The 18184-nt window shown below is 56.0% G+C and carries 18 protein-coding genes; 15 read left to right on the top strand and 3 right to left on the bottom strand.

Features of this window, described 5'->3' with window-relative positions:
* Positions 1-78: 78 nt before the first annotated feature.
* From pldB to ACQG03_RS00990, 3 genes are all read left to right on the top strand, one after another.
* Complete coding sequence (pldB, locus tag ACQG03_RS00980) at positions 79-1071, top strand: lysophospholipase L2 (RefSeq protein WP_063163319.1); 993 nt, start codon at positions 79-81, stop codon at positions 1069-1071.
* Positions 1072-1102: 31 nt separating this feature from the next.
* Positions 1103-1903, top strand: coding sequence for a sugar/pyridoxal phosphate phosphatase YigL (gene yigL, locus ACQG03_RS00985; RefSeq protein WP_023299050.1), 801 nt, complete (start codon positions 1103-1105; stop codon positions 1901-1903).
* A gap of 82 nt (positions 1904-1985) precedes the next feature.
* A complete protein-coding gene (locus tag ACQG03_RS00990) occupies positions 1986-2885 on the top strand; it encodes a carboxylate/amino acid/amine transporter (RefSeq protein WP_003860795.1) in 900 nt (299 codons plus the stop codon).
* Here the strand turns inward: ACQG03_RS00990 and metR are convergent.
* Positions 2773-3726: an HTH-type transcriptional regulator MetR gene (metR, locus tag ACQG03_RS00995; protein ID WP_015570000.1), complete on the bottom strand. Its 954-nt coding sequence runs from the start codon at positions 3724-3726 to the stop codon at positions 2773-2775. The two genes, ACQG03_RS00990 and metR, sit on opposite strands and share 113 nt — an antisense overlap.
* Before the next feature lie 115 nt (positions 3727-3841).
* Here metR and metE point away from each other — a divergent pair, with 115 nt between their 5' ends.
* On the top strand, positions 3842-6103 hold the full coding sequence (gene metE / locus ACQG03_RS01000) for a 5-methyltetrahydropteroyltriglutamate--homocysteine S-methyltransferase (protein WP_023299051.1): 2262 nt from the start codon (positions 3842-3844) through the stop codon (positions 6101-6103).
* Between the two features lie 47 nt (positions 6104-6150).
* Here the strand turns inward: metE and ACQG03_RS01005 are convergent, their stop codons facing one another.
* Positions 6151-6957, bottom strand: coding sequence for a dienelactone hydrolase family protein (locus ACQG03_RS01005; RefSeq protein ID WP_023299052.1), 807 nt, complete (start codon positions 6955-6957; stop codon positions 6151-6153).
* 259 nt (positions 6958-7216) lie between these two features.
* Between ACQG03_RS01005 and udp the strand changes: the two genes are divergently transcribed.
* The 9 genes from udp (at position 7217) to tatD (ending at position 15127) form a co-directional block, all read left to right on the top strand.
* The gene (gene udp, locus ACQG03_RS01010) at positions 7217-7978 is read left to right on the top strand and encodes a uridine phosphorylase (protein ID WP_003860792.1); all 762 of its coding nucleotides are present in this window, start codon (positions 7217-7219) and stop codon (positions 7976-7978) included.
* Positions 7979-8117: 139 nt separating this feature from the next.
* Positions 8118-9575: a DNA recombination protein RmuC gene (gene rmuC, locus ACQG03_RS01015; RefSeq protein ID WP_063163318.1), complete on the top strand. Its 1458-nt coding sequence runs from the start codon at positions 8118-8120 to the stop codon at positions 9573-9575.
* A gap of 66 nt (positions 9576-9641) precedes the next feature.
* The gene (gene ubiE / locus ACQG03_RS01020; protein WP_022646673.1) at positions 9642-10397 is read left to right on the top strand and encodes a bifunctional demethylmenaquinone methyltransferase/2-methoxy-6-polyprenyl-1,4-benzoquinol methylase UbiE; all 756 of its coding nucleotides are present in this window, start codon (positions 9642-9644) and stop codon (positions 10395-10397) included.
* A 13-nt stretch (positions 10398-10410) separates the two neighbouring features.
* Positions 10411-11016: a ubiquinone biosynthesis protein UbiJ gene (gene ubiJ / locus ACQG03_RS01025; protein WP_022646674.1), complete on the top strand. Its 606-nt coding sequence runs from the start codon at positions 10411-10413 to the stop codon at positions 11014-11016.
* On the top strand, positions 11013-12653 hold the full coding sequence (gene ubiB / locus ACQG03_RS01030) for a ubiquinone biosynthesis regulatory protein kinase UbiB (RefSeq protein ID WP_063163317.1): 1641 nt from the start codon (positions 11013-11015) through the stop codon (positions 12651-12653). Before ubiJ ends, ubiB begins: the two co-directional genes overlap by 4 nt.
* Before the next feature lie 76 nt (positions 12654-12729).
* The gene (gene tatA / locus ACQG03_RS01035; protein ID WP_022646676.1) at positions 12730-12984 is read left to right on the top strand and encodes a Sec-independent protein translocase subunit TatA; all 255 of its coding nucleotides are present in this window, start codon (positions 12730-12732) and stop codon (positions 12982-12984) included.
* Positions 12985-12987: 3 nt separating this feature from the next.
* Complete coding sequence (tatB, locus tag ACQG03_RS01040) at positions 12988-13530, top strand: Sec-independent protein translocase protein TatB (RefSeq protein WP_022646677.1); 543 nt, start codon at positions 12988-12990, stop codon at positions 13528-13530.
* A gap of 2 nt (positions 13531-13532) precedes the next feature.
* Positions 13533-14303: a Sec-independent protein translocase subunit TatC gene (tatC, locus tag ACQG03_RS01045; protein ID WP_022646678.1), complete on the top strand. Its 771-nt coding sequence runs from the start codon at positions 13533-13535 to the stop codon at positions 14301-14303.
* Positions 14304-14344: 41 nt separating this feature from the next.
* Complete coding sequence (gene tatD, locus ACQG03_RS01050) at positions 14345-15127, top strand: 3'-5' ssDNA/RNA exonuclease TatD (protein ID WP_063163316.1); 783 nt, start codon at positions 14345-14347, stop codon at positions 15125-15127.
* Here the strand turns inward: tatD and rfaH are convergent.
* Positions 15124-15615 carry a transcription/translation regulatory transformer protein RfaH gene (rfaH, locus tag ACQG03_RS01055; RefSeq protein ID WP_063163315.1) on the bottom strand — a complete coding sequence of 164 codons (492 nt, stop codon included), beginning with the start codon at positions 15613-15615 and terminating at the stop codon, positions 15124-15126. The genes tatD and rfaH overlap by 4 nt on opposite strands.
* 172 nt (positions 15616-15787) lie before the next feature.
* On the opposite strand from rfaH, the gene ubiD reads away from it, so the two are divergent.
* Complete coding sequence (gene ubiD, locus ACQG03_RS01060; protein ID WP_088581798.1) at positions 15788-17281, top strand: 4-hydroxy-3-polyprenylbenzoate decarboxylase; 1494 nt, start codon at positions 15788-15790, stop codon at positions 17279-17281.
* Positions 17282-17320: 39 nt separating this feature from the next.
* A complete protein-coding gene (gene fre, locus ACQG03_RS01065) occupies positions 17321-18022 on the top strand; it encodes an NAD(P)H-flavin reductase (protein WP_003860778.1) in 702 nt (233 codons plus the stop codon).
* Positions 18023-18184: the final 162 nt, after the last annotated feature.

An 18184-nucleotide genomic window follows, 5' to 3' on the forward strand; every position in this document is an offset into this window, starting at 1 on the left:
AATACGCTATTGTTGAGTCATTTTGTGACCGGTGACGAAAAAAACGATATTCCCTGAATTACGGGGGGTGGAAACCCAATGTTTCAGCAGAAAAAGGACTGGGAAACACGAGAAAACGCATTTGCTGCTTTCTCCATGGGGCCGCTGACCGATTTCTGGCGCCAGCGTGAGGAAGATGAGTTTATGGGCGTCGGGGATATCCCGGTACGCTTCGTTCGTTTCCATGATGAAAAAAATGACCGGGTGATAGTGGTTTGCCCCGGGCGCATCGAAAGCTATATCAAATATGCCGAGCTGGCGTATGACCTGTTCCATCTGGGCTTTGATGTGTTAATTATCGACCATCGCGGGCAGGGGCTTTCCGGCCGGATGCTGCCGGATACCCATCGCGGCCACGTGGATAACTTCAGCGATTACGTCGACGATCTGGCCGCGTTCTGGCAGCAGGAAGTGCAGCCCGGACCGTGGCGCAAGCGTTATATTCTTGCCCACTCCATGGGGGGCGCGATCTCGACGTTGTTTTTGCAGCGCCATAATCACCAGTGCGACGCCATTGCGCTGACCGCGCCGATGTACGGCATTGTGATACGTTTTCCTGACTGGATGGTGCGCCATCTTCTCGACTGGGCTGAGGGCCATCAGCGCATTCGTGAAGGCTATGCCATAGGAACAGGACGCTGGCGGGCGTTGCCGTTTGCCATCAACGTGTTAACCCACAGTCGGCAGCGTTATCGCCGCAACCTGCGTTTTTATGCCGATGAACCGCGTCTGCGGGTCGGCGGCCCCACCTGGCACTGGGTGCGGGAAGGTATTCATGCCGGTGAGCAGGTGCTGGCGGGCGTAGGCGATGATGACACGCCGACGCTCCTGATCCAGGCGGAAGAAGAGCGTGTGGTGGATAACCGCATGCATGACCGCTATTGTGAACTTCGCGCCGCGGCGGGCCATCCCTGTGAAGGGGGTAAACCGCTGGTCATCAACGGTGCGTACCATGAGATCCTTTTTGAAAAGGACGCTATGCGCTCAGTCGCGCTCAACGCCATTGTTGAATTTTTCAACAGGCATAACTGATTATTGTTTTCCACCAGAGGTTGAAATCCCTATGTACCAGGTTGTTGCATCTGATTTAGATGGCACGCTGCTTTCCCCCGACCACACCCTGTCGCCTTATGCGAAAGAGACCTTAAAACTCCTGACTGCCCGTGGCGTGAACTTTGTGTTCGCCACCGGCCGCCACCACGTGGACGTGGGGCAGATCCGCGATAACCTGGAGATCAAGTCGTACATGATCACCTCCAACGGTGCGCGCGTACACGACACGGACGGCAACCTGATTTTTACCCACAATCTCGATCGCGACATCGCCACTGATTTGTTCGGCATTGTGCATAACAACCCGGATATCGTCACTAACGTTTATCGCGACGACGAGTGGTTTATGAACCGTCATCGCCCGGACGAAATGCGTTTCTTCAAGGAAGCCGTCTTCAACTACTCCCTGTATGAACCGGGTTTGCTGGATCCTGAAGGGATCAGCAAGGTGTTCTTTACCTGCGAAAGTCACGAAGCGCTGCTTCCGCTGGAGCAGGCGATCAACGCCCGCTGGGGAGACCGCGTGAACGTGAGCTTCTCCACGCTGACTTGTCTGGAAGTGATGGCGGGCGGGGTGTCCAAAGGTCACGCGCTGGAAGCGGTCGCGAAGCGTCTGGGCTTTGATCTGAAAGACTGCATCGCGTTCGGCGATGGCATGAACGATGCCGAGATGCTCTCCATGGCGGGCAAAGGCTGCATCATGCAGAACGCGCACCAGCGCCTGAAAGATCTGCACCCGGAGCTGGAAGTGATTGGCACCAACGCAGACAACGCGGTACCTAAGTATTTGCGCAAACTGTTCCTTGAATAATCTTCATTTGATTGTTTATTGTTCAGATGTCAACTAAAGAGTTCGCTACAATGCATCTCCTTCTTTCTGAGAGACAAGCATTGTGGCGCTACTCATTATCACCACTATCCTGTGGGCCTTCTCCTTTAGCCTGATTGGCGAATACCTTGCCGGATCGGTCGACAGCTACTTTTCGGTGCTGATGCGTGTGGGGCTGGCGGCGCTGGTGTTCCTGCCGTTCCTGCGTACCCGCGGGCAATCGCTGAAAACCATTCTGCTGTATATGCTGGTGGGCGCGATGCAGCTCGGCATCATGTACCTGTTCAGCTTCCGGGCTTACGTCTACCTCTCCGTCTCGGAATTTCTGCTTTTTACCGTGCTCACGCCGCTCTATATCACGCTGATTTACGACCTGCTCAGCAGGCGCCGCCTGCGCTGGGGATATCTGCTGAGCGCGGCGCTGGCAGTCATTGGCGCGGCGATAATTCGCTATGACAAGGTGAGCGATCACTTCTGGACCGGGCTGATGTTCGTCCAGCTCGCCAATATCAGCTTCGCCATCGGGATGGTGGGCTACAAACGCCTCATGGAGACCCGCCCGATGCCGCAGCATAACGCGTTTGCGTGGTTCTATATGGGCGCAGCGATTGTCGCGATTGCGGCATGGTTTATGCTCGGCAACCCGCAAAAGCTGCCGACCACCCCCGTGCAGTGGAGCGTTCTGGTCTGGCTGGGCGTGGTGGCCTCGGGGCTGGGCTACTTTATGTGGAACTACGGCGCGACGCAGGTAGACGCCGGAACGCTGGGGATCATGAACAACGTGCACGTGCCGGCGGGGCTACTGGTGAACCTCGCCATCTGGCAGGAACAGCCGCACTGGCCGAGTTTCCTTATTGGGGGAACGGTGATCCTGGCTTCGCTGTGGGTACATCGCCGCTGGGTCGCTCCGCGCTCCGCACAAACGGAAGATGGTCGCACGCGTGGTTCCGCGCTGAGCGAATAAACGCTTCCGTAATCGGCTGACGCTGCTCGCCGTCGCGCACGGCGGCGTACAGCCGGCTCCACAGTCCTTCACCCAGGGTTTTGGTAACCACCAGACCCTGGCGTTCAACCGTCTCGACCACCCAGTGCGGCAGCGCCGCAATTCCCATTCTGGCCGCCACCATCTGAATTAACAGCAGCGTGTTATCCACGCTTTTCAGCTGTGGGCTGATGCCTGCGGGTTGCAGGAAATGGCGCCAGATATCCAGACGACTGCGCTGTACCGGGTAAATCAGCAGGGTCTCCGTTGCCAGATCTTCCGGCGTGATACGCGTTTTGGCGGCCAGCGGATGGTCCGGGGCCAGCACCAGACGTACCTCAAAATCAAACATTGGCGAATAGTGCAGACCGCTGCGCGGCAGAATATCTGAGGTCATCACCAGATCCAGCTCACCCTGCTGAAGCGACGGCTGCGGATCAAACGTGACGCCGGACTTGAAGTCCATCTCCACCTGCGGCCACTTCTGGCGGAAGTTCTCAAGCGCGGGGGTGAGCCACTGAATACAGCTGTGACACTCAATGGCGATGCGCAGGGTGGTCTGCTGCGGCTCGTTGCAGGACTGCAACGCGCTGGCAATCTGCGGCAACACCTGGTTCGCCAGCTGAAGCAAAATTTCGCCCTGCGGCGTAAAGCGCAAAGGCTGGCTCTTACGCACAAAAAGACGAAAGCCGAGGCGTTGTTCCAGATCGCTGAACTGGTGAGAAAGGGCAGACTGAGTCTGGTGCAGCGTGGCCGCTGCCGCCGCAAGAGAACCGCAGTTCCGCAACGCTTGTAGCGTTTTCAGGTGTTTTATCTCGATCATGAAAGTCCTTCACTTCGCCATGAACATTTTGCGCTTGAGGAATATACAGTACCTGCCAATTATAGATGTGTAAACATCTGGACGTCTAAATAACGAATTTCACAAGGGGCATACCATGACAATCCGCACTCACACTCTCGGTTTCCCTCGCGTTGGCCTGCGTCGCGAGCTAAAAAAAGCGCAAGAAAGCTACTGGGCAGGTAACGCCACCCGTGAAGAACTGCTGGCGGTGGGACGTGAGCTGCGCGCGCGTCACTGGGATCAGCAAAAACAGGCGGGCATTGACCTGCTGCCGGTGGGCGATTTCGCCTGGTACGACCATGTTCTGACCACCAGCCTGCTGCTTGGCAACGTGCCGGCTCGTCATCAGAACAACGATGGATCGGTGGATATCGATACCCTGTTCCGCATCGGCCGTGGCCGCGCGCCAACGGGTGAGCCAGCGGCGGCGGCGGAAATGACCAAGTGGTTCAACACCAACTATCACTATATGGTGCCGGAGTTCGTTAAAGGCCAGCAGTTCAAACTGACCTGGACCCAGCTTCTGGATGAAGTGGACGAAGCGCTGGCGCTGGGTCACCAGGTGAAACCCGTGCTGCTGGGGCCGATAACCTACCTGTGGCTGGGCAAAGTGAAAGGCGAACAGTTCGACCGCCTCAGCCTGCTGAACGACATTCTGCCGGTTTATAAGCAGGTGCTGATTGAGCTGGGCAAACGCGGCATTCAGTGGGTGCAAATCGATGAACCGGCGCTGGTGCTTGAGCTGCCGCAGGCGTGGCTGGACGCCTTCAAACCGGCGTATAATGCGCTCACCGGGCAGGTGAAGCTGCTGCTGACCACCTACTTCGAAGGCGTCACGCCGAACCTGAAAACCATTACCGCGCTGCCGGTTCAGGGTCTGCACGTTGACCTCGTTCACGGCAAAGACGATGTAGCAGAGTTGCACAAGCGTCTGCCAGTGGACTGGCTGCTCTCTGCCGGTCTGGTGAATGGTCGTAACGTCTGGCGTGCCGATCTCACCGAGAAATATGCACAAATTAAAGACATAGTCGGTAAACGTGAATTGTGGGTGGCTTCTTCCTGTTCCCTGCTGCATAGCCCGATTGACCTGAGCGTGGAGACCCGACTCGACCCTGAGGTGAAAAGCTGGTTTGCCTTCGCCCTGCAAAAGTGTGAGGAGCTGGCTCTGCTGCGCGACGCGTTGAACAGCGGCGACACGGCAGCGATTAGCGACTGGAGCGCTCCGATCCAGGCGCGCCGTCACTCGACGCGCGTGCATAACCCGGCAGTGGAAAAACGTCTGGCGGCCATCACCGCCCGGGACAGCCAGCGCCAGAGCCCGTATGAAGTGCGCGCCGAAGCCCAGCGTGCGCGCTTTAACCTGCCCGCGTGGCCGACCACGACAATCGGCTCCTTCCCGCAGACTACCGAGATCCGCAGCCTGCGCCTGGACTTCAAAAAGGGCAATCTGGATGCGAATCACTACCGCACCGGTATTGCGGAACACATCAAACAGGCGATTATCGAGCAGGAACGTTTAGGTCTGGACGTGCTGGTGCACGGTGAAGCCGAGCGTAACGACATGGTGGAATACTTCGGTGAGCACCTGGACGGGTTTGTCTTTACCCAGAACGGTTGGGTGCAGAGCTACGGCTCCCGCTGCGTGAAGCCGCCGGTGGTAATCGGCGACGTCAGCCGCCCGGAAGCGATTACCGTGGAGTGGGCGAAGTATGCCCAGTCTCTGACCGACAAACCGGTAAAAGGCATGCTGACGGGTCCGGTGACCATTCTCTGCTGGTCGTTCCCGCGTGAAGACGTAACCCGGGAAACCATCGCCAAACAGATCGCCCTGGCGCTGCGCGATGAAGTTGCGGATCTGGAAGCGGCCGGGATTGGCATCATTCAGATCGACGAACCTGCGCTGCGTGAAGGTTTGCCGCTGCGTCGCAGCGACTGGGATGCTTACTTACAGTGGGGCGTGGAGGCGTTCCGCCTCAACGCGGCTGTCGCGAAGGACGATACGCAGATCCACACCCACATGTGTTACTGCGAATTTAACGACATCATGGACTCCATTGCCGCGCTCGACGCCGATGTGATCACCATCGAGACCTCGCGTTCAGACATGGAGCTGCTGGAGTCGTTCGAAGAGTTCGACTACCCGAACGAAATCGGGCCGGGCGTGTACGACATTCACTCCCCGAATGTGCCAAGCGTGGAGTGGATTGAATCGCTGCTGCAAAAAGCGGCCCAGCGCATCCCGGCGGAACGTCTTTGGGTAAACCCGGACTGCGGCCTGAAAACCCGTGGCTGGCCTGAAACCCGCGCGGCGCTGGCGAACATGGTGCAGGCGGCGCAGAATTTGCGTCAGGCTTGATGAAATGTAGGCCCGGTCAGGCGTAGCCGCCACCGGGCTTTTTGCTTTTACGCTTTTTTCCCGCCGTACTGGCTAAACCATGTCAGCATCCGCTGCCAGCCATCTTTCGCCGATTCCGCATGATAGCTCGGACGATAATCGGCATTAAAGGCGTGCCCGGCTTCCGGATACACCACAATTTCCGCCTTCGCGTTTGCTGCGCGCAACGCATGGCGCATGGTCTCGACCGTATCAAGCGGGATCCCGGTATCCTGACCGCCATAGAGCCCCAACACAGGCGCATTTAAATCCGTCGCAATATCAACAGGTTGCTTCGGTGAATTCAGCGTTTTTTCACCCACCAGCTTGCCGTACCAGGCCACGGCCGCTTTTAGCTGCGGGTTATGCGCGGCGTACAACCAGCTAATGCGTCCGCCCCAACAGAAGCCAGTCACCATCAGACGATGCGCATCGCCACCGTTGCGCGCTGCCCAGCTGGCAACGTGGTCGAGATCGGCCAGCACCTGCGCGTCCGGCACTTTGCTGACCAGGTTGCTGAACAGCGTCGGGATGTCGCTGTAATCATTCGGATCGCCCTGACGGAAATAGAGTTCCGGCGCAACGGCCAGGTAACCCTCCAGCGCCAGACGGCGGCAGAGGTCGCGAATATGTTCATGAACGCCAAATATTTCCTGCACCACGATCACGATGGGCAGCGGGCCATCGGCGGATTTTGGCCGCGCGTGGTACGCTGGCATGTTCTCTCCCTGGGAGGGAATGGAGGTCTCGCCTGCGGTAATGGCCTCTTCAGGGGTTGAGACGATGGTTGAAGCATGCGGGGCCGCAGCAGGTGCAAAACCGGTTTTTTCAGTCATGGCATTCTCCGTACCAATGAATGGATTAGCGCAAAGATAAATATAGACACCAGGTTAACAACCCACAGTGCCTTATAGCGTCTATCTTTTGTGCAGCACCCGGCGATATAACTTGTTAATGTGATGTGAATCACCATTTTATGGAAATTAACTGCAATCATTTTCATTCATGGTGAGGTGTGTCACGAAATAATGCACATTGCTTCTGTAAAGTACCGTTTTACTTCTTCTGACAAACCGACCCACAGAGGAGTCACCTATGTCTAAGTCTGATGTTTTTCATCTCGGCCTCACTAAAAACGATTTACAAGGGGCTACGCTTGCTATCGTCCCTGGCGATCCTGAGCGTGTGGAAAAGATCGCCGCGCTGATGGATAAGCCGGTTAAGCTGGCAGCGCATCGCGAATTCACCACCTGGCGCGCAGAGCTGGACGGTAAAGCGGTGATCGTGTGCTCTACCGGTATCGGTGGCCCGTCTACCTCTATCGCCGTTGAAGAGCTGGCACAGCTGGGCATTCGTACTTTCCTGCGCATTGGCACCACAGGCGCCATTCAGCCGCACATCAACGTGGGCGACGTGCTGGTTACCACCGCATCCGTGCGTCTGGACGGGGCAAGCCTGCACTTTGCACCGATGGAATTCCCGGCAGTGGCTGATTTCGAATGCACCACCGCGCTGGTTGAAGCGGCGAAATCCGTGGGCGCCACCACCCACGTGGGCGTCACTGCATCTTCCGATACCTTCTACCCGGGCCAGGAGCGTTACGACACCTTCTCTGGTCGCGTGGTGAGCCGTTTCAAAGGCTCAATGGAAGAGTGGCAGTCGATGGGCGTCATGAACTACGAAATGGAATCTGCGACGCTGCTGACCATGTGCGCAAGCCAGGGTCTGCGTGCCGGTATGGTGGCGGGCGTTATCGTCAACCGTACCCAGCAGGAGATCCCGAACGCTGAAACCATGAAGCAGACTGAAAGCCATGCGGTGAAAATCGTGGTTGAAGCGGCGCGCCGTCTGATCTAATTCTCTCTTCAGTGCTAAAAGGCCGACATGCTCGGCCTTTCTTTTTTGCGTAACGCCTCGCAGGAAAACCCTTTCAAACTGGACGTTCATACAGCACAATTCTATTTTGTGCGGGTTACACGTGGATGCAGGGGGCATTGTGGATATCTCAATCCTGGTTTATGCGATAGTTGCGCTGGTGAGCGTGGGGATTGGCTGGCTCATTTGCGGCTACCAACATGCTCAGCAGAAAGCCGATCAGCTGGCAGAGCGCGAAGAGATCGTCGCCGAACTCAGCGCGACGAAACAACAGCTTGCGCTGTGTGACCACTGGCGCGATGAGTGTGAACTGCTCAATAACGAACTGCGCAATCTGCGCGACATTAACACCTCGCTGGAGGCCGATCTCCGGGAAGTGACCACCCGCCTTGAATCCACCCAACTGCACGCCGAAGACAAAATCCGTCAGATGATCAACAGCGAGCAGCGTCTTAGCGAGCAGTTTGAGAACCTCGCGAACCGCATTTTTGAGCACAGCAATCGCCGCGTGGATGAGCAGAACCGCCAGAGCCTGAACAGCCTTCTGACGCCGCTGCGTGAACAGCTGGACGGCTTTCGCCGTCAGGTGCAGGACAGCTTTGGTCAGGAGGCTCGCGAGCGCCACACGCTGGCGCATGAGATCCGTAATCTCCAGCAGCTGAATGCGCAGATGGCTCAGGAGGCGGTTAACCTGACGCGCGCACTGAAAGGTGATAACAAAGCGCAGGGAAACTGGGGCGAAGTGGTCATGACGCGCGTGCTGGAGGCCTCTGGCCTGCGTGAAGGATACGAATACGAAACGCAGGTCAGCATTGAAAACGATGCGCGCTCGCGGATGCAGCCGGATGTCATTGTTCGTCTGCCGCAGGGCAAAGATGTGGTTATCGACGCCAAAATGACGCTGGTGGCCTATGAGCGCTACTTCAACGCGGAAGATGACTATACCCGCGAGACAGCGTTGCAGGAGCATATCGCCTCCGTGCGTAACCATATCCGTCTGCTGGGCAGAAAAGATTATCAACAATTGCCGGGGCTGCGATCGCTGGATTATGTGCTGATGTTCATTCCGGTTGAGCCAGCCTTCCTGCTGGCGCTCGACAGACAGCCCGAACTGATCACCGAAGCGCTGAAAAATAACATTATGCTGGTCAGCCCCACCACGCTGCTGGTGGCGTTACGTACCATTGCCAACCTGTGGCGTTATGAGCACCAAAGCCGAAACGCGCAGCAGATTGCCGATCGCGCCAGCAAGCTGTACGACAAAATGCGGCTGTTTGTGGACGATATGTCCTCGGTGGGGCAAAGCCTGGATCGCGCGCAGGATAACTACCGCCAGGCGATGAAAAAACTCTCCTCCGGGCGCGGCAATTTGCTGGCGCAGGCGGAGGCGTTTCGCAGCCTGGGGGTGGAAGTTAAACGCGAGATTAATCCGGAACTGGTGGAGCAGGCTACGGCTCAGGACGAGGAGTTTCGTCTGCGTGAAGGCGATGGTGAGCAAAATAGCCGCAATAAAGACAATGGGTTAGCGGCGAGTTTATCCCCCGAAGCGCAGTCGGCGCGTTTCTTTCACGGTGGTTGAAACGTAGGGCAAATGCGCCCAATCTGTTACACTTCACGAACATTTGACTGATTAGCAGGCTCTGAGATGGTTGACGATTCACAAGACACAACGCACTTTGGCTTTCAGACTGTCGCCAAAGCGCAGAAAGCTGACATGGTGGCCCACGTATTTCATTCCGTGGCGGCGAAGTACGATGTGATGAATGATTTGATGTCGTTTGGCATTCATCGCTTGTGGAAGCGCTTCACTATTGATTGCAGCGGCGTGCGCCGTGGACAAAAGGTGCTGGATTTAGCCGGCGGCACAGGGGATCTGACCGCTAAATTCTCCCGTCTGGTTGGCGAAACCGGTCGCGTGGTGCTGGCAGATATCAACGACTCCATGCTGAAAATGGGACGCGAAAAGCTGCGTAACATCGGCGTGGTAGGCAACGTTGAATATGTTCAGGCCAACGCCGAAGCGCTGCCGTTCCCGGACAATACGTTCGACTGCATCACCATCTCCTTCGGCCTGCGTAACGTGACCGATAAAGATAAAGCGCTGCGCTCTATGTACCGCGTGCTGAAGCCGGGTGGCCGACTGCTGGTACTCGAGTTTTCTAAACCGATTATCGACCCGCTGAGCAAAGCTTACGATGCCTATTCCTTCCACGTTCTGCCGCGCATCGGCGAGCTGGTGGCAAACGATGCAGAAAGTTACCGTTATCTGGCCGAATCCATCCGAATGCACCCGGATCAGGACACGCTGAAAGCGATGATGCAGGATGCGGAGTTTGAAAACGTGGAATACTTCAATATGACGGCGGGTGTCGTCGCGCTGCATCGTGGTTACAAGTTCTGAGTGGAGGTTTCCCGTGCCCATTAAACCCTTAGTCACCGCAGGCATCGAGAATGTACTGAATGCCTTTCTGTATCGCGCCCCGGCGCTGAAAACCGCACGTCAGCGGCTTAACGGAAAGGTGCTGCGTATCGTTTTAAAAGAGTTCTCGACGCCGCTTGTGCTGGTCTTCAGCGAACGCCAGCTTGACGTTCTGGGGGAGTGGGAAGGCGAGGCTGACTGCTCGGTGATTACGCACATGAGCGTATTGCCAAAACTGCGTGACCGTCAGCAGATGACGGCGCTTATTCGCAGCGGTGAGCTGGAGGTCGAGGGCGATATTCAGGTGGTACAGAACTTCGTTGCACTCAGCGATCAGGCTGAATTTGACCCCGCGGAACTGCTGGCGCCCTATATCGGCGACATCGCGGCTGAAGGGATAAGCAAAACGCTGCGCACTGGTTCCACTTTCCTGCGTAAAGGCCTGCTCCGTCAACAGCGCTATGCTGCCGAGGTGCTGACCGAAGAGTGGCGTATGGCGCCTGGGCCTTTAGAAGTCGCCTGGTTTGCAGAAGAGACCGCGGCAGTTGAGCGCGCAGTTGATGCGTTAACCAAACGGCTTGAAAAACTGGAGGGCAAATGACGCCTGGTGAAATTCGGCGCCTCTATTTTATCGTTCGCACCTTTTTGAGCTACGGGCTCGACGAGCTTATCCCCAGAATGCGTATCACCCTGCCGCTTCGGCTTTGGCGTCGCACGCTGTTCTGGATGCCGAATCGCCATAAGGATCAGGAGCTGGGCGCACGCCTGCGTCTTGCGTTGCAGGAGCTGGGACCGGTCTGGATCAAGTTTGGGCAGATGCTCTCAACGCGTCGCGACCTTTTCCCGCCGCAGATTGCCGATCAGCTCGCGCTATTGCAGGACCGCGTCGCTCCGTTTGACGGAGAGAGAGCGAAGAAACAAATCGAAGAAGCGATGGGCAATATCCCCATCGAGACCTGGTTTGATGATTTCGACATTCAGCCTCTGGCCTCTGCCTCTATTGCGCAGGTTCACACCGCGCGCCTGAAGGAGAATGGCAAAGAGGTGGTCATTAAGGTGATTCGCCCGGATATCCTGCCGGTTATCAGAGCGGACATGAAGCTGATCTATCGCCTGGCTCGCTGGGTGCCGCGTCTGTTGCCGGATGGCCGCCGTCTGCGTCCGCTGGAAGTGGTACGGGAATACGAAAAAACGCTCATCGATGAACTTAACCTGCTGCGTGAATCGGCGAACGCCATTCAGCTGCGTCGAAACTTTGAAGACAGCCCGATGCTGTATGTTCCTGTAGTCTATTCTGACTATTGCAGTCAGAACATGATGGTGATGGAACGTATTTACGGCATCCCGGTCTCGGACGTGGTAGCGCTGGAAAAACAGGGCACAAACATGAAGCTGCTGGCCGAGCGCGGCGTGCAGGTCTTCTTTACTCAGGTTTTCCGCGACAGCTTCTTCCATGCTGATATGCATCCCGGCAACATTTTCGTCAGCTATGAGCACCCGGAAGACCCGAAATACATCGGCATCGACTGCGGTATTGTCGGCTCGCTGAATAAAGAGGATAAGCGTTATCTCGCCGAGAACTTTATCGCTTTCTTCAATCGCGACTACCGTAAGGTGGCCGAACTGCACGTGGATTCAGGATGGGTTCCGCCAGATACCAACGTGGAAGAGTTTGAATTTGCGATCCGTACCGTCTGTGAGCCAATTTTTGAAAAGCCGCTCTCAGAGATCTCTTTCGGGCATGTTCTGCTCAACCTGTTCAACACCGCACGCCGTTTTAATATGGAAGTGCAGCCACAATTAGTTTTACTTCAGAAAACATTACTTTACGTTGAGGGCGTAGGCCGCCAGCTCTATCCTCAGTTAGACTTGTGGAAAACCGCGAAACCGTTCCTCGAATCCTGGATTAAGGATCAGGTCGGTATTCCAGCCCTGGTTCGCTCGCTTAAAGAAAAAGGCCCGTTCTGGATTGAAAAAATGCCAGAAATTCCTGAACTGGTTTACGACAGTTTGCGTCAGAGCAAGAACCTTCAGCACAGCATGGATAAAATCGCGCACGAGCTTCAATCCAGTCGCGTGCGTCAGGGGCAGTCCCGCTATCTCTTCGGAATTGGCGCGACGCTGCTGATAAGCGGCACGTTGCTGTTGATCAATCGTCCGGACTGGGAAATGATGCCAGCCTGGATTATGGCTGCCGGTGTGGTTGTCTGGCTTGCTGGCTGGCAAAAAACACGCTGAATTAGCGTCGCTATCGAGGGATTGCATACGTATAATGCGATCTGACTAATTAATCATCTATCACTGGGGAACACGCATGGGTGGTATCAGTATCTGGCAGTTAGTGATCATTGCCGTCATCGTTGTGCTGCTGTTCGGCACGAAAAAACTCGGATCAATTGGTTCCGACCTGGGCGCGTCAATCAAAGGCTTCAAGAAAGCCATGAGCGATGATGAGAATAAGCAGGAAAAAAGCGGTCAGGACGCTGATTTTACCGCTAAATCTATCGCCGATAAGCAGGACGAAGCCAAAAAGGAAGAGGCCAAACGTCACGATAAAGAGCAGGTGTAATTCGTGTTCGACATTGGTTTTGGTGAGTTACTGCTGGTCTTTGTGATTGGTTTGATTGTGCTGGGGCCGCAGCGTTTACCCGTTGCGGTAAAAACTGTCGTGGGCTGGGTGCGTGCGCTCCGTTCGCTGGCAACGACCGTGCAGAACGAGCTGGCGCAGGAACTGAAGCTTCAGGAATTTCAGGACAGCCTGAAAAAGGTTGAAAAGGCGAGCATGGACAACCTGACGCCGGAGCTGAAAGCATCCATGGATGAGTTGCGCGAAGCGGCTGAATCCATGAAGCGCTCATACAGCGTTAACGATCCTGAGAAGGCGAGTGATGAAGCAAACACCATCCATAATCCGGTGGTGAAGGGCAGCGAAGAGCAGCGCGAGGGTGTGACGCCTTCCAGCGCGGAACATCAGGCTGCTTCGCCAGAGCAATCGCCGCAGGAGCCCGAAGTGAAAAAGCAGGTGCCGCCGGAAGAGCCCGTGGTCAAAACGGCTGAGGTAAAACCCGCCGCGCCCGTTTCCGAATCATCCCCCTCGTCGAGTGATAAAGCGTAAACATGGCAGTAGATGATACTCAACCGCTGATTACGCACCTCATTGAGCTGCGTAAGCGTCTGTTAAACTGCATTATTGCGGTTTTCCTCATTTTTTTATGTCTGGTCTATTTTGCCAACGATATCTATCAGGTGGTTTCCGCACCGCTGATTAAGCAGATGCCGCTGGGCGCAACGATGATTGCAACGGACGTTGCTTCGCCGTTCTTTACCCCGATCAAGCTGACCTTCTGGGTGTCGTTGATTGCCTCTGCGCCGGTCATTTTGTATCAGGTCTGGGCATTTGTGGCACCCGCGCTGTACAGGCATGAACGCAAGCTGGTTATTCCGCTGCTGGTGTCCAGTTCGCTGCTGTTTTATATCGGTATGGCGTTCGCCTACTTCGTTGTCTTCCCGCTGGCCTTTGGCTTCCTGACGCATACCGCGCCGGAAGGGGTACAGGTGTCGACGGACATCGCCAGCTACCTCAGCTTCGTGATGGCGCTGTTTATGGCCTTTGGTGTCGCCTTCGAGGTGCCCGTCGCGATAGTCCTGCTCTGCTGGGTGGGGGTGACCACGCCTGACGATCTGCGTAAGAAGCGCCCGTACATCCTGGTAGGGGCATTTGTCGTAGGTATGCTGTTAACGCCACCGGACGTCTTCTCGCAAACCTTACTGGCCATACCCATGTACTGCCTGTTTGAAGTCGGCGTATTCTTCGCTCGTTTCTACGTCGGAAAGGGGCGTACCCGGGACGAAGAAGACGAGCCGTCTGAAGAGACCACTAAAGAATAAAACCAACCGCCCGTCAGGGCGGTTGTCATATGGGGATACGTATGTTTGATATCGGGCTTAACCTGACCAGCGCCCAGTTTGCGAAAGACCGCGATGAGGTGGTGGCGCGCGCCATTGCCGCCGGCGTGAACGGGCTGTTACTGACGGGAACAAATCTGCATGAGAGTGAGCAGGCACGGCAGCTGGCGCAACGCTATCAACACTGCTGGTCCACCGCAGGCGTGCACCCTCATGACAGCAGCCAGTGGACGCAGGAAAGCGCTGAGGCGCTTCATCGTCTGGCAGCTACGCCAGAAGTGGTTGCCATTGGCGAATGCGGGCTTGATTTCAACCGTAACTTCTCGACGCCTGAAGAGCAGGAGATGGCATTTACCGCCCAGCTCGCGCTGGCTGCAGAGCTGGGGATGCCGGTGTTTATGCACTGTCGCGATGCGCATGAACGTTTTCTGGCGCTACTGGACCCCTGGCTGGAGAAACTGCCAGGCGCGGTGTTGCACTGCTTTACGGGCTCCCGTCAGGAAGCGCTGGATTGCCTGAACCGCGGGCTTTACTTGGGTATCACGGGCTGGGTGTGCGATGAGCGTCGTGGGCTGGAGCTGCGCGAGCTGTTATCCGTAATCCCGGCCGATCGTTTGTTGCTGGAAACGGATGCGCCGTATCTGTTGCCCCGGGATATGCAGCCCAAACCGGCATCACGACGTAACGAACCGGCTTATCTGGGACACATTGCTGAGCGAGTGGCGTACTGGCGCGGGGAAGATGCGCAGTGGCTGGCAGCCCAAACCGATGACAACGTGCGTCGTCTGTTCGGCGTGCAGTTCTAAACTTTGCGGAAATCGGTGTTTTTAACGCTCTGCAACACCTCTTTGTTCAGCAGGTTGAGCAGCAGCATAGAACGCGCTTCACCGTCTGGTTCAGCGAAGATGGCCTGTAACCCTTCAAAAGCGCCTTCGGTGATCACCACGCTGTCCCCGGCATAAGGGGTTTCCGGATCGGTAATATCTTCAGGCTGCTGGTAGACAGAGAGCTGATGAATAACCGATGACGGTACTCTTGCCGGATGGGCGCCAAAACGCACAAAATGGCTGACGCCGCGCGTGGCGCTGATCGTCGTGGTGTGGATCACTTCGGGGTCGAACTCAACGAACAGATAGTTAGGGAACAGAGGCTCACTGACGGTCGTGCGTTTTCCACGCTGCAATTTTTCAAGCGTGATCACGGGCGTCAGGCAGTTAACAGACTGACGTTCAAGATGTTCCTGTGCGCGCTGAAGTTGCCCGCGTTTGCAATACAGTAAATACCAGGCCTGCATAATCACTCTTCCCATTGTTCGGGGCGCAAGCATACCAAAACCCTGGCGGGATCGCTAAGGTGATTATAATGGCGAAAAAGAGAGTAAGTCGTGGAAGTTCACGCTAATTTAACAAAATTACAGCATCACGCGGTCTTACGCCGTATAATGAAGCGCTTACAGAGAGGCCATGATTAACTGCATGAAATACCACGATCTACGCGACTTCCTGGCGCTGCTGGAAAAGCAGGGCGAACTCAAACGCATTACGCTTCCTGTTGATCCGTATCTGGAAATGACAGAAATCGCTGACCGCACCCTGCGCGCGGGCGGCCCGGCGTTGCTGTTTGAAAACCCAAAAGGCTACGCTATGCCGGTACTGTGCAACCTGTTTGGCACACCTCGCCGCGTGGCGATGGGCATGGGGCAGGAAGATGTCACGGCGCTGCGTGAAGTGGGCAAACTGCTGGCCTTTCTGAAAGAGCCGGAGCCGCCAAAAGGGTTCCGCGACCTGTTCGACAAGCTGCCGCAGTTTAAGCAGGTGTTGAATATGCCCACCAAACGCCTGCGCGGCGCGCCATGCCAGCAAAAAGTGCTGGAAGGCGATGCGGTTGATCTGACCAAAATTCCCATTATGCAGTGCTGGCCTGAAGATGCCGCACCGCTGATTACCTGGGGCCTCACCGTGACGCGTGGGCCGCATAAAGAGCGTCAAAACCTCGGCATTTATCGCCAGCAGCTGATTGGCAAGAACAAGCTCATCATGCGCTGGTTGTCCCACCGCGGTGGCGCGCTGGATTTCCAGGAGTGGTGCGCGGCCCATCCGGGTGAACGCTTCCCGGTTTCCGTCGCGCTGGGTGCCGATCCGGCAACCATTCTGGGCGCGGTGACGCCTGTTCCTGATACGCTGTCGGAATATGCCTTTGCAGGGCTGCTGCGCGGTACCAAAACCGAAGTGGTGAAGTGCATCTCCAATGACCTGGAAGTGCCAGCCAGCGCAGAGATCGTGCTGGAAGGTTACATTGAACAGGGCGAGCTGGCACCCGAAGGGCCGTACGGCGACCACACCGGCTATTACAACGAAGTGGATAACTTTCCGGTATTCACCGTCACGCACATTACCCAGCGTGAAGATGCCATTTATCATTCAACTTACACTGGCCGCCCACCGGATGAACCGGCGGTACTTGGCGTGGCGCTGAACGAAGTGTTCGTGCCGATCCTGCAAAAGCAGTTCCCGGAAATTGTTGATTTTTATCTGCCGCCGGAAGGGTGTTCGTATCGCCTGGCGGTGGTGACGATGAAGAAGCAGTATGCCGGTCACGCTAAGCGCGTGATGATGGGCGTATGGTCTTTCCTGCGCCAGTTTATGTATACCAAGTTTGTGATTGTCTGCGATGATGACGTCAATGCCCGCGACTGGAATGACGTCATCTGGGCCATCACCACGCGTATGGATCCGGCGCGTGATACGGTGTTAGTGGAAAACACGCCGATTGATTATCTGGACTTTGCCTCGCCGGTTTCCGGCCTTGGTTCAAAAATGGGACTGGATGCCACGAACAAATGGCCTGGCGAAACCGACCGTGAATGGGGTCGCCCGATCGAAAAAGATCCTGCCGTGACCGCGCGAATTGACGCGATCTGGGACGAGCTGGCCATAATGAATAACGGTAAGGCAGAATAAGACCGTTTAGCCCTATAGACTTCCCGACAGAGAGAGCGAATGACAACCTTAAGCTGTAAAGTGACGTCGGTAGATGCTATTACCGACACCGTATATCGCGTCCGTTTGGTTCCTGAAGCGGCATTCTCATTCCGTGCCGGTCAGTACCTGATGGTCGTGATGGACGAGCGTGATAAGCGTCCTTTCTCTATGGCCTCAACGCCAGCAGAGAAGGAATTTATTGAGCTGCATATTGGTGCGTCTGAGCTTAACCTGTACGCGATGGCCGTGATGGATCGCATCCTGAAAGAGCGTGAAATCGTGGTCGATATTCCTCATGGCGAGGCCTGGCTGCGTGAAGACGAAGACCGTCCGCTGATCCTGATTGCCGGTGGTACAGGCTTCTCCTATGTCCGCTCTATTCTGTTGACGGCGCTGGCGCGTAATCCAAATCGCGATATCACCATCTACTGGGGCGGCCGTGAAGAGAAGCACCTTTACGATCTGTCTGAGCTGGAAGCGCTGAGCGTCAATCATCCAAACCTGCGCATCGAGCCGGTCGTCGAGCAGCCGGAAGAGGGCTGGCGCGGGCGCAGCGGCACGGTGCTGACTGCGGTATTGCAGGATCACGGAACGCTGGCCGGGCACGATATCTACATTGCCGGTCGCTTTGAAATGGCGAAAATTGCCCGCGACCTGTTCTGCAACGAGCGTGACGCGCGGGAAGATCGTCTGTTTGGCGATGCGTTTGCGTTTATCTGATTGTGAGACCCGCTTCGGCGGGTTTTTTACGCTCGGGCAATAGCGCTGGTGAAAATTTAACCTTGAAATGGGCGGCGCATTGCCGTTATTCTTGTTCCCGTTAAATTTCGCCCTCAGGAGCGCCCCCCAAAAATGAACAAACACGACTGATGAATTTCGATC

Source organism: Enterobacter cloacae complex sp. 342H5, from assembly GCF_050030905.1.
GTDB lineage: Bacteria > Pseudomonadota > Gammaproteobacteria > Enterobacterales > Enterobacteriaceae > Enterobacter > Enterobacter intestinihominis.

Coding starts and splice junctions, on each gene's coding strand:
- fre (WP_003860778.1), top strand. CDS start 17,321: ATGACAACCTTAAGCTGTAAAGTGACGTCGGTAGATGCTATTACCGAC.
- pldB (WP_063163319.1), top strand. CDS start 79: ATGTTTCAGCAGAAAAAGGACTGGGAAACACGAGAAAACGCATTTGCT.
- rfaH (WP_063163315.1), bottom strand. CDS start 15,615: ATGCAGGCCTGGTATTTACTGTATTGCAAACGCGGGCAACTTCAGCGC.
- tatD (WP_063163316.1), top strand. CDS start 14,345: ATGTTTGATATCGGGCTTAACCTGACCAGCGCCCAGTTTGCGAAAGAC.
- tatC (WP_022646678.1), top strand. CDS start 13,533: ATGGCAGTAGATGATACTCAACCGCTGATTACGCACCTCATTGAGCTG.
- tatA (WP_022646676.1), top strand. CDS start 12,730: ATGGGTGGTATCAGTATCTGGCAGTTAGTGATCATTGCCGTCATCGTT.
- yigL (WP_023299050.1), top strand. CDS start 1,103: ATGTACCAGGTTGTTGCATCTGATTTAGATGGCACGCTGCTTTCCCCC.
- metE (WP_023299051.1), top strand. CDS start 3,842: ATGACAATCCGCACTCACACTCTCGGTTTCCCTCGCGTTGGCCTGCGT.
- metR (WP_015570000.1), bottom strand. CDS start 3,726: ATGATCGAGATAAAACACCTGAAAACGCTACAAGCGTTGCGGAACTGC.
- ubiE (WP_022646673.1), top strand. CDS start 9,642: ATGGTTGACGATTCACAAGACACAACGCACTTTGGCTTTCAGACTGTC.
- udp (WP_003860792.1), top strand. CDS start 7,217: ATGTCTAAGTCTGATGTTTTTCATCTCGGCCTCACTAAAAACGATTTA.
- ACQG03_RS01005 (WP_023299052.1), bottom strand. CDS start 6,957: ATGACTGAAAAAACCGGTTTTGCACCTGCTGCGGCCCCGCATGCTTCA.
- ubiB (WP_063163317.1), top strand. CDS start 11,013: ATGACGCCTGGTGAAATTCGGCGCCTCTATTTTATCGTTCGCACCTTT.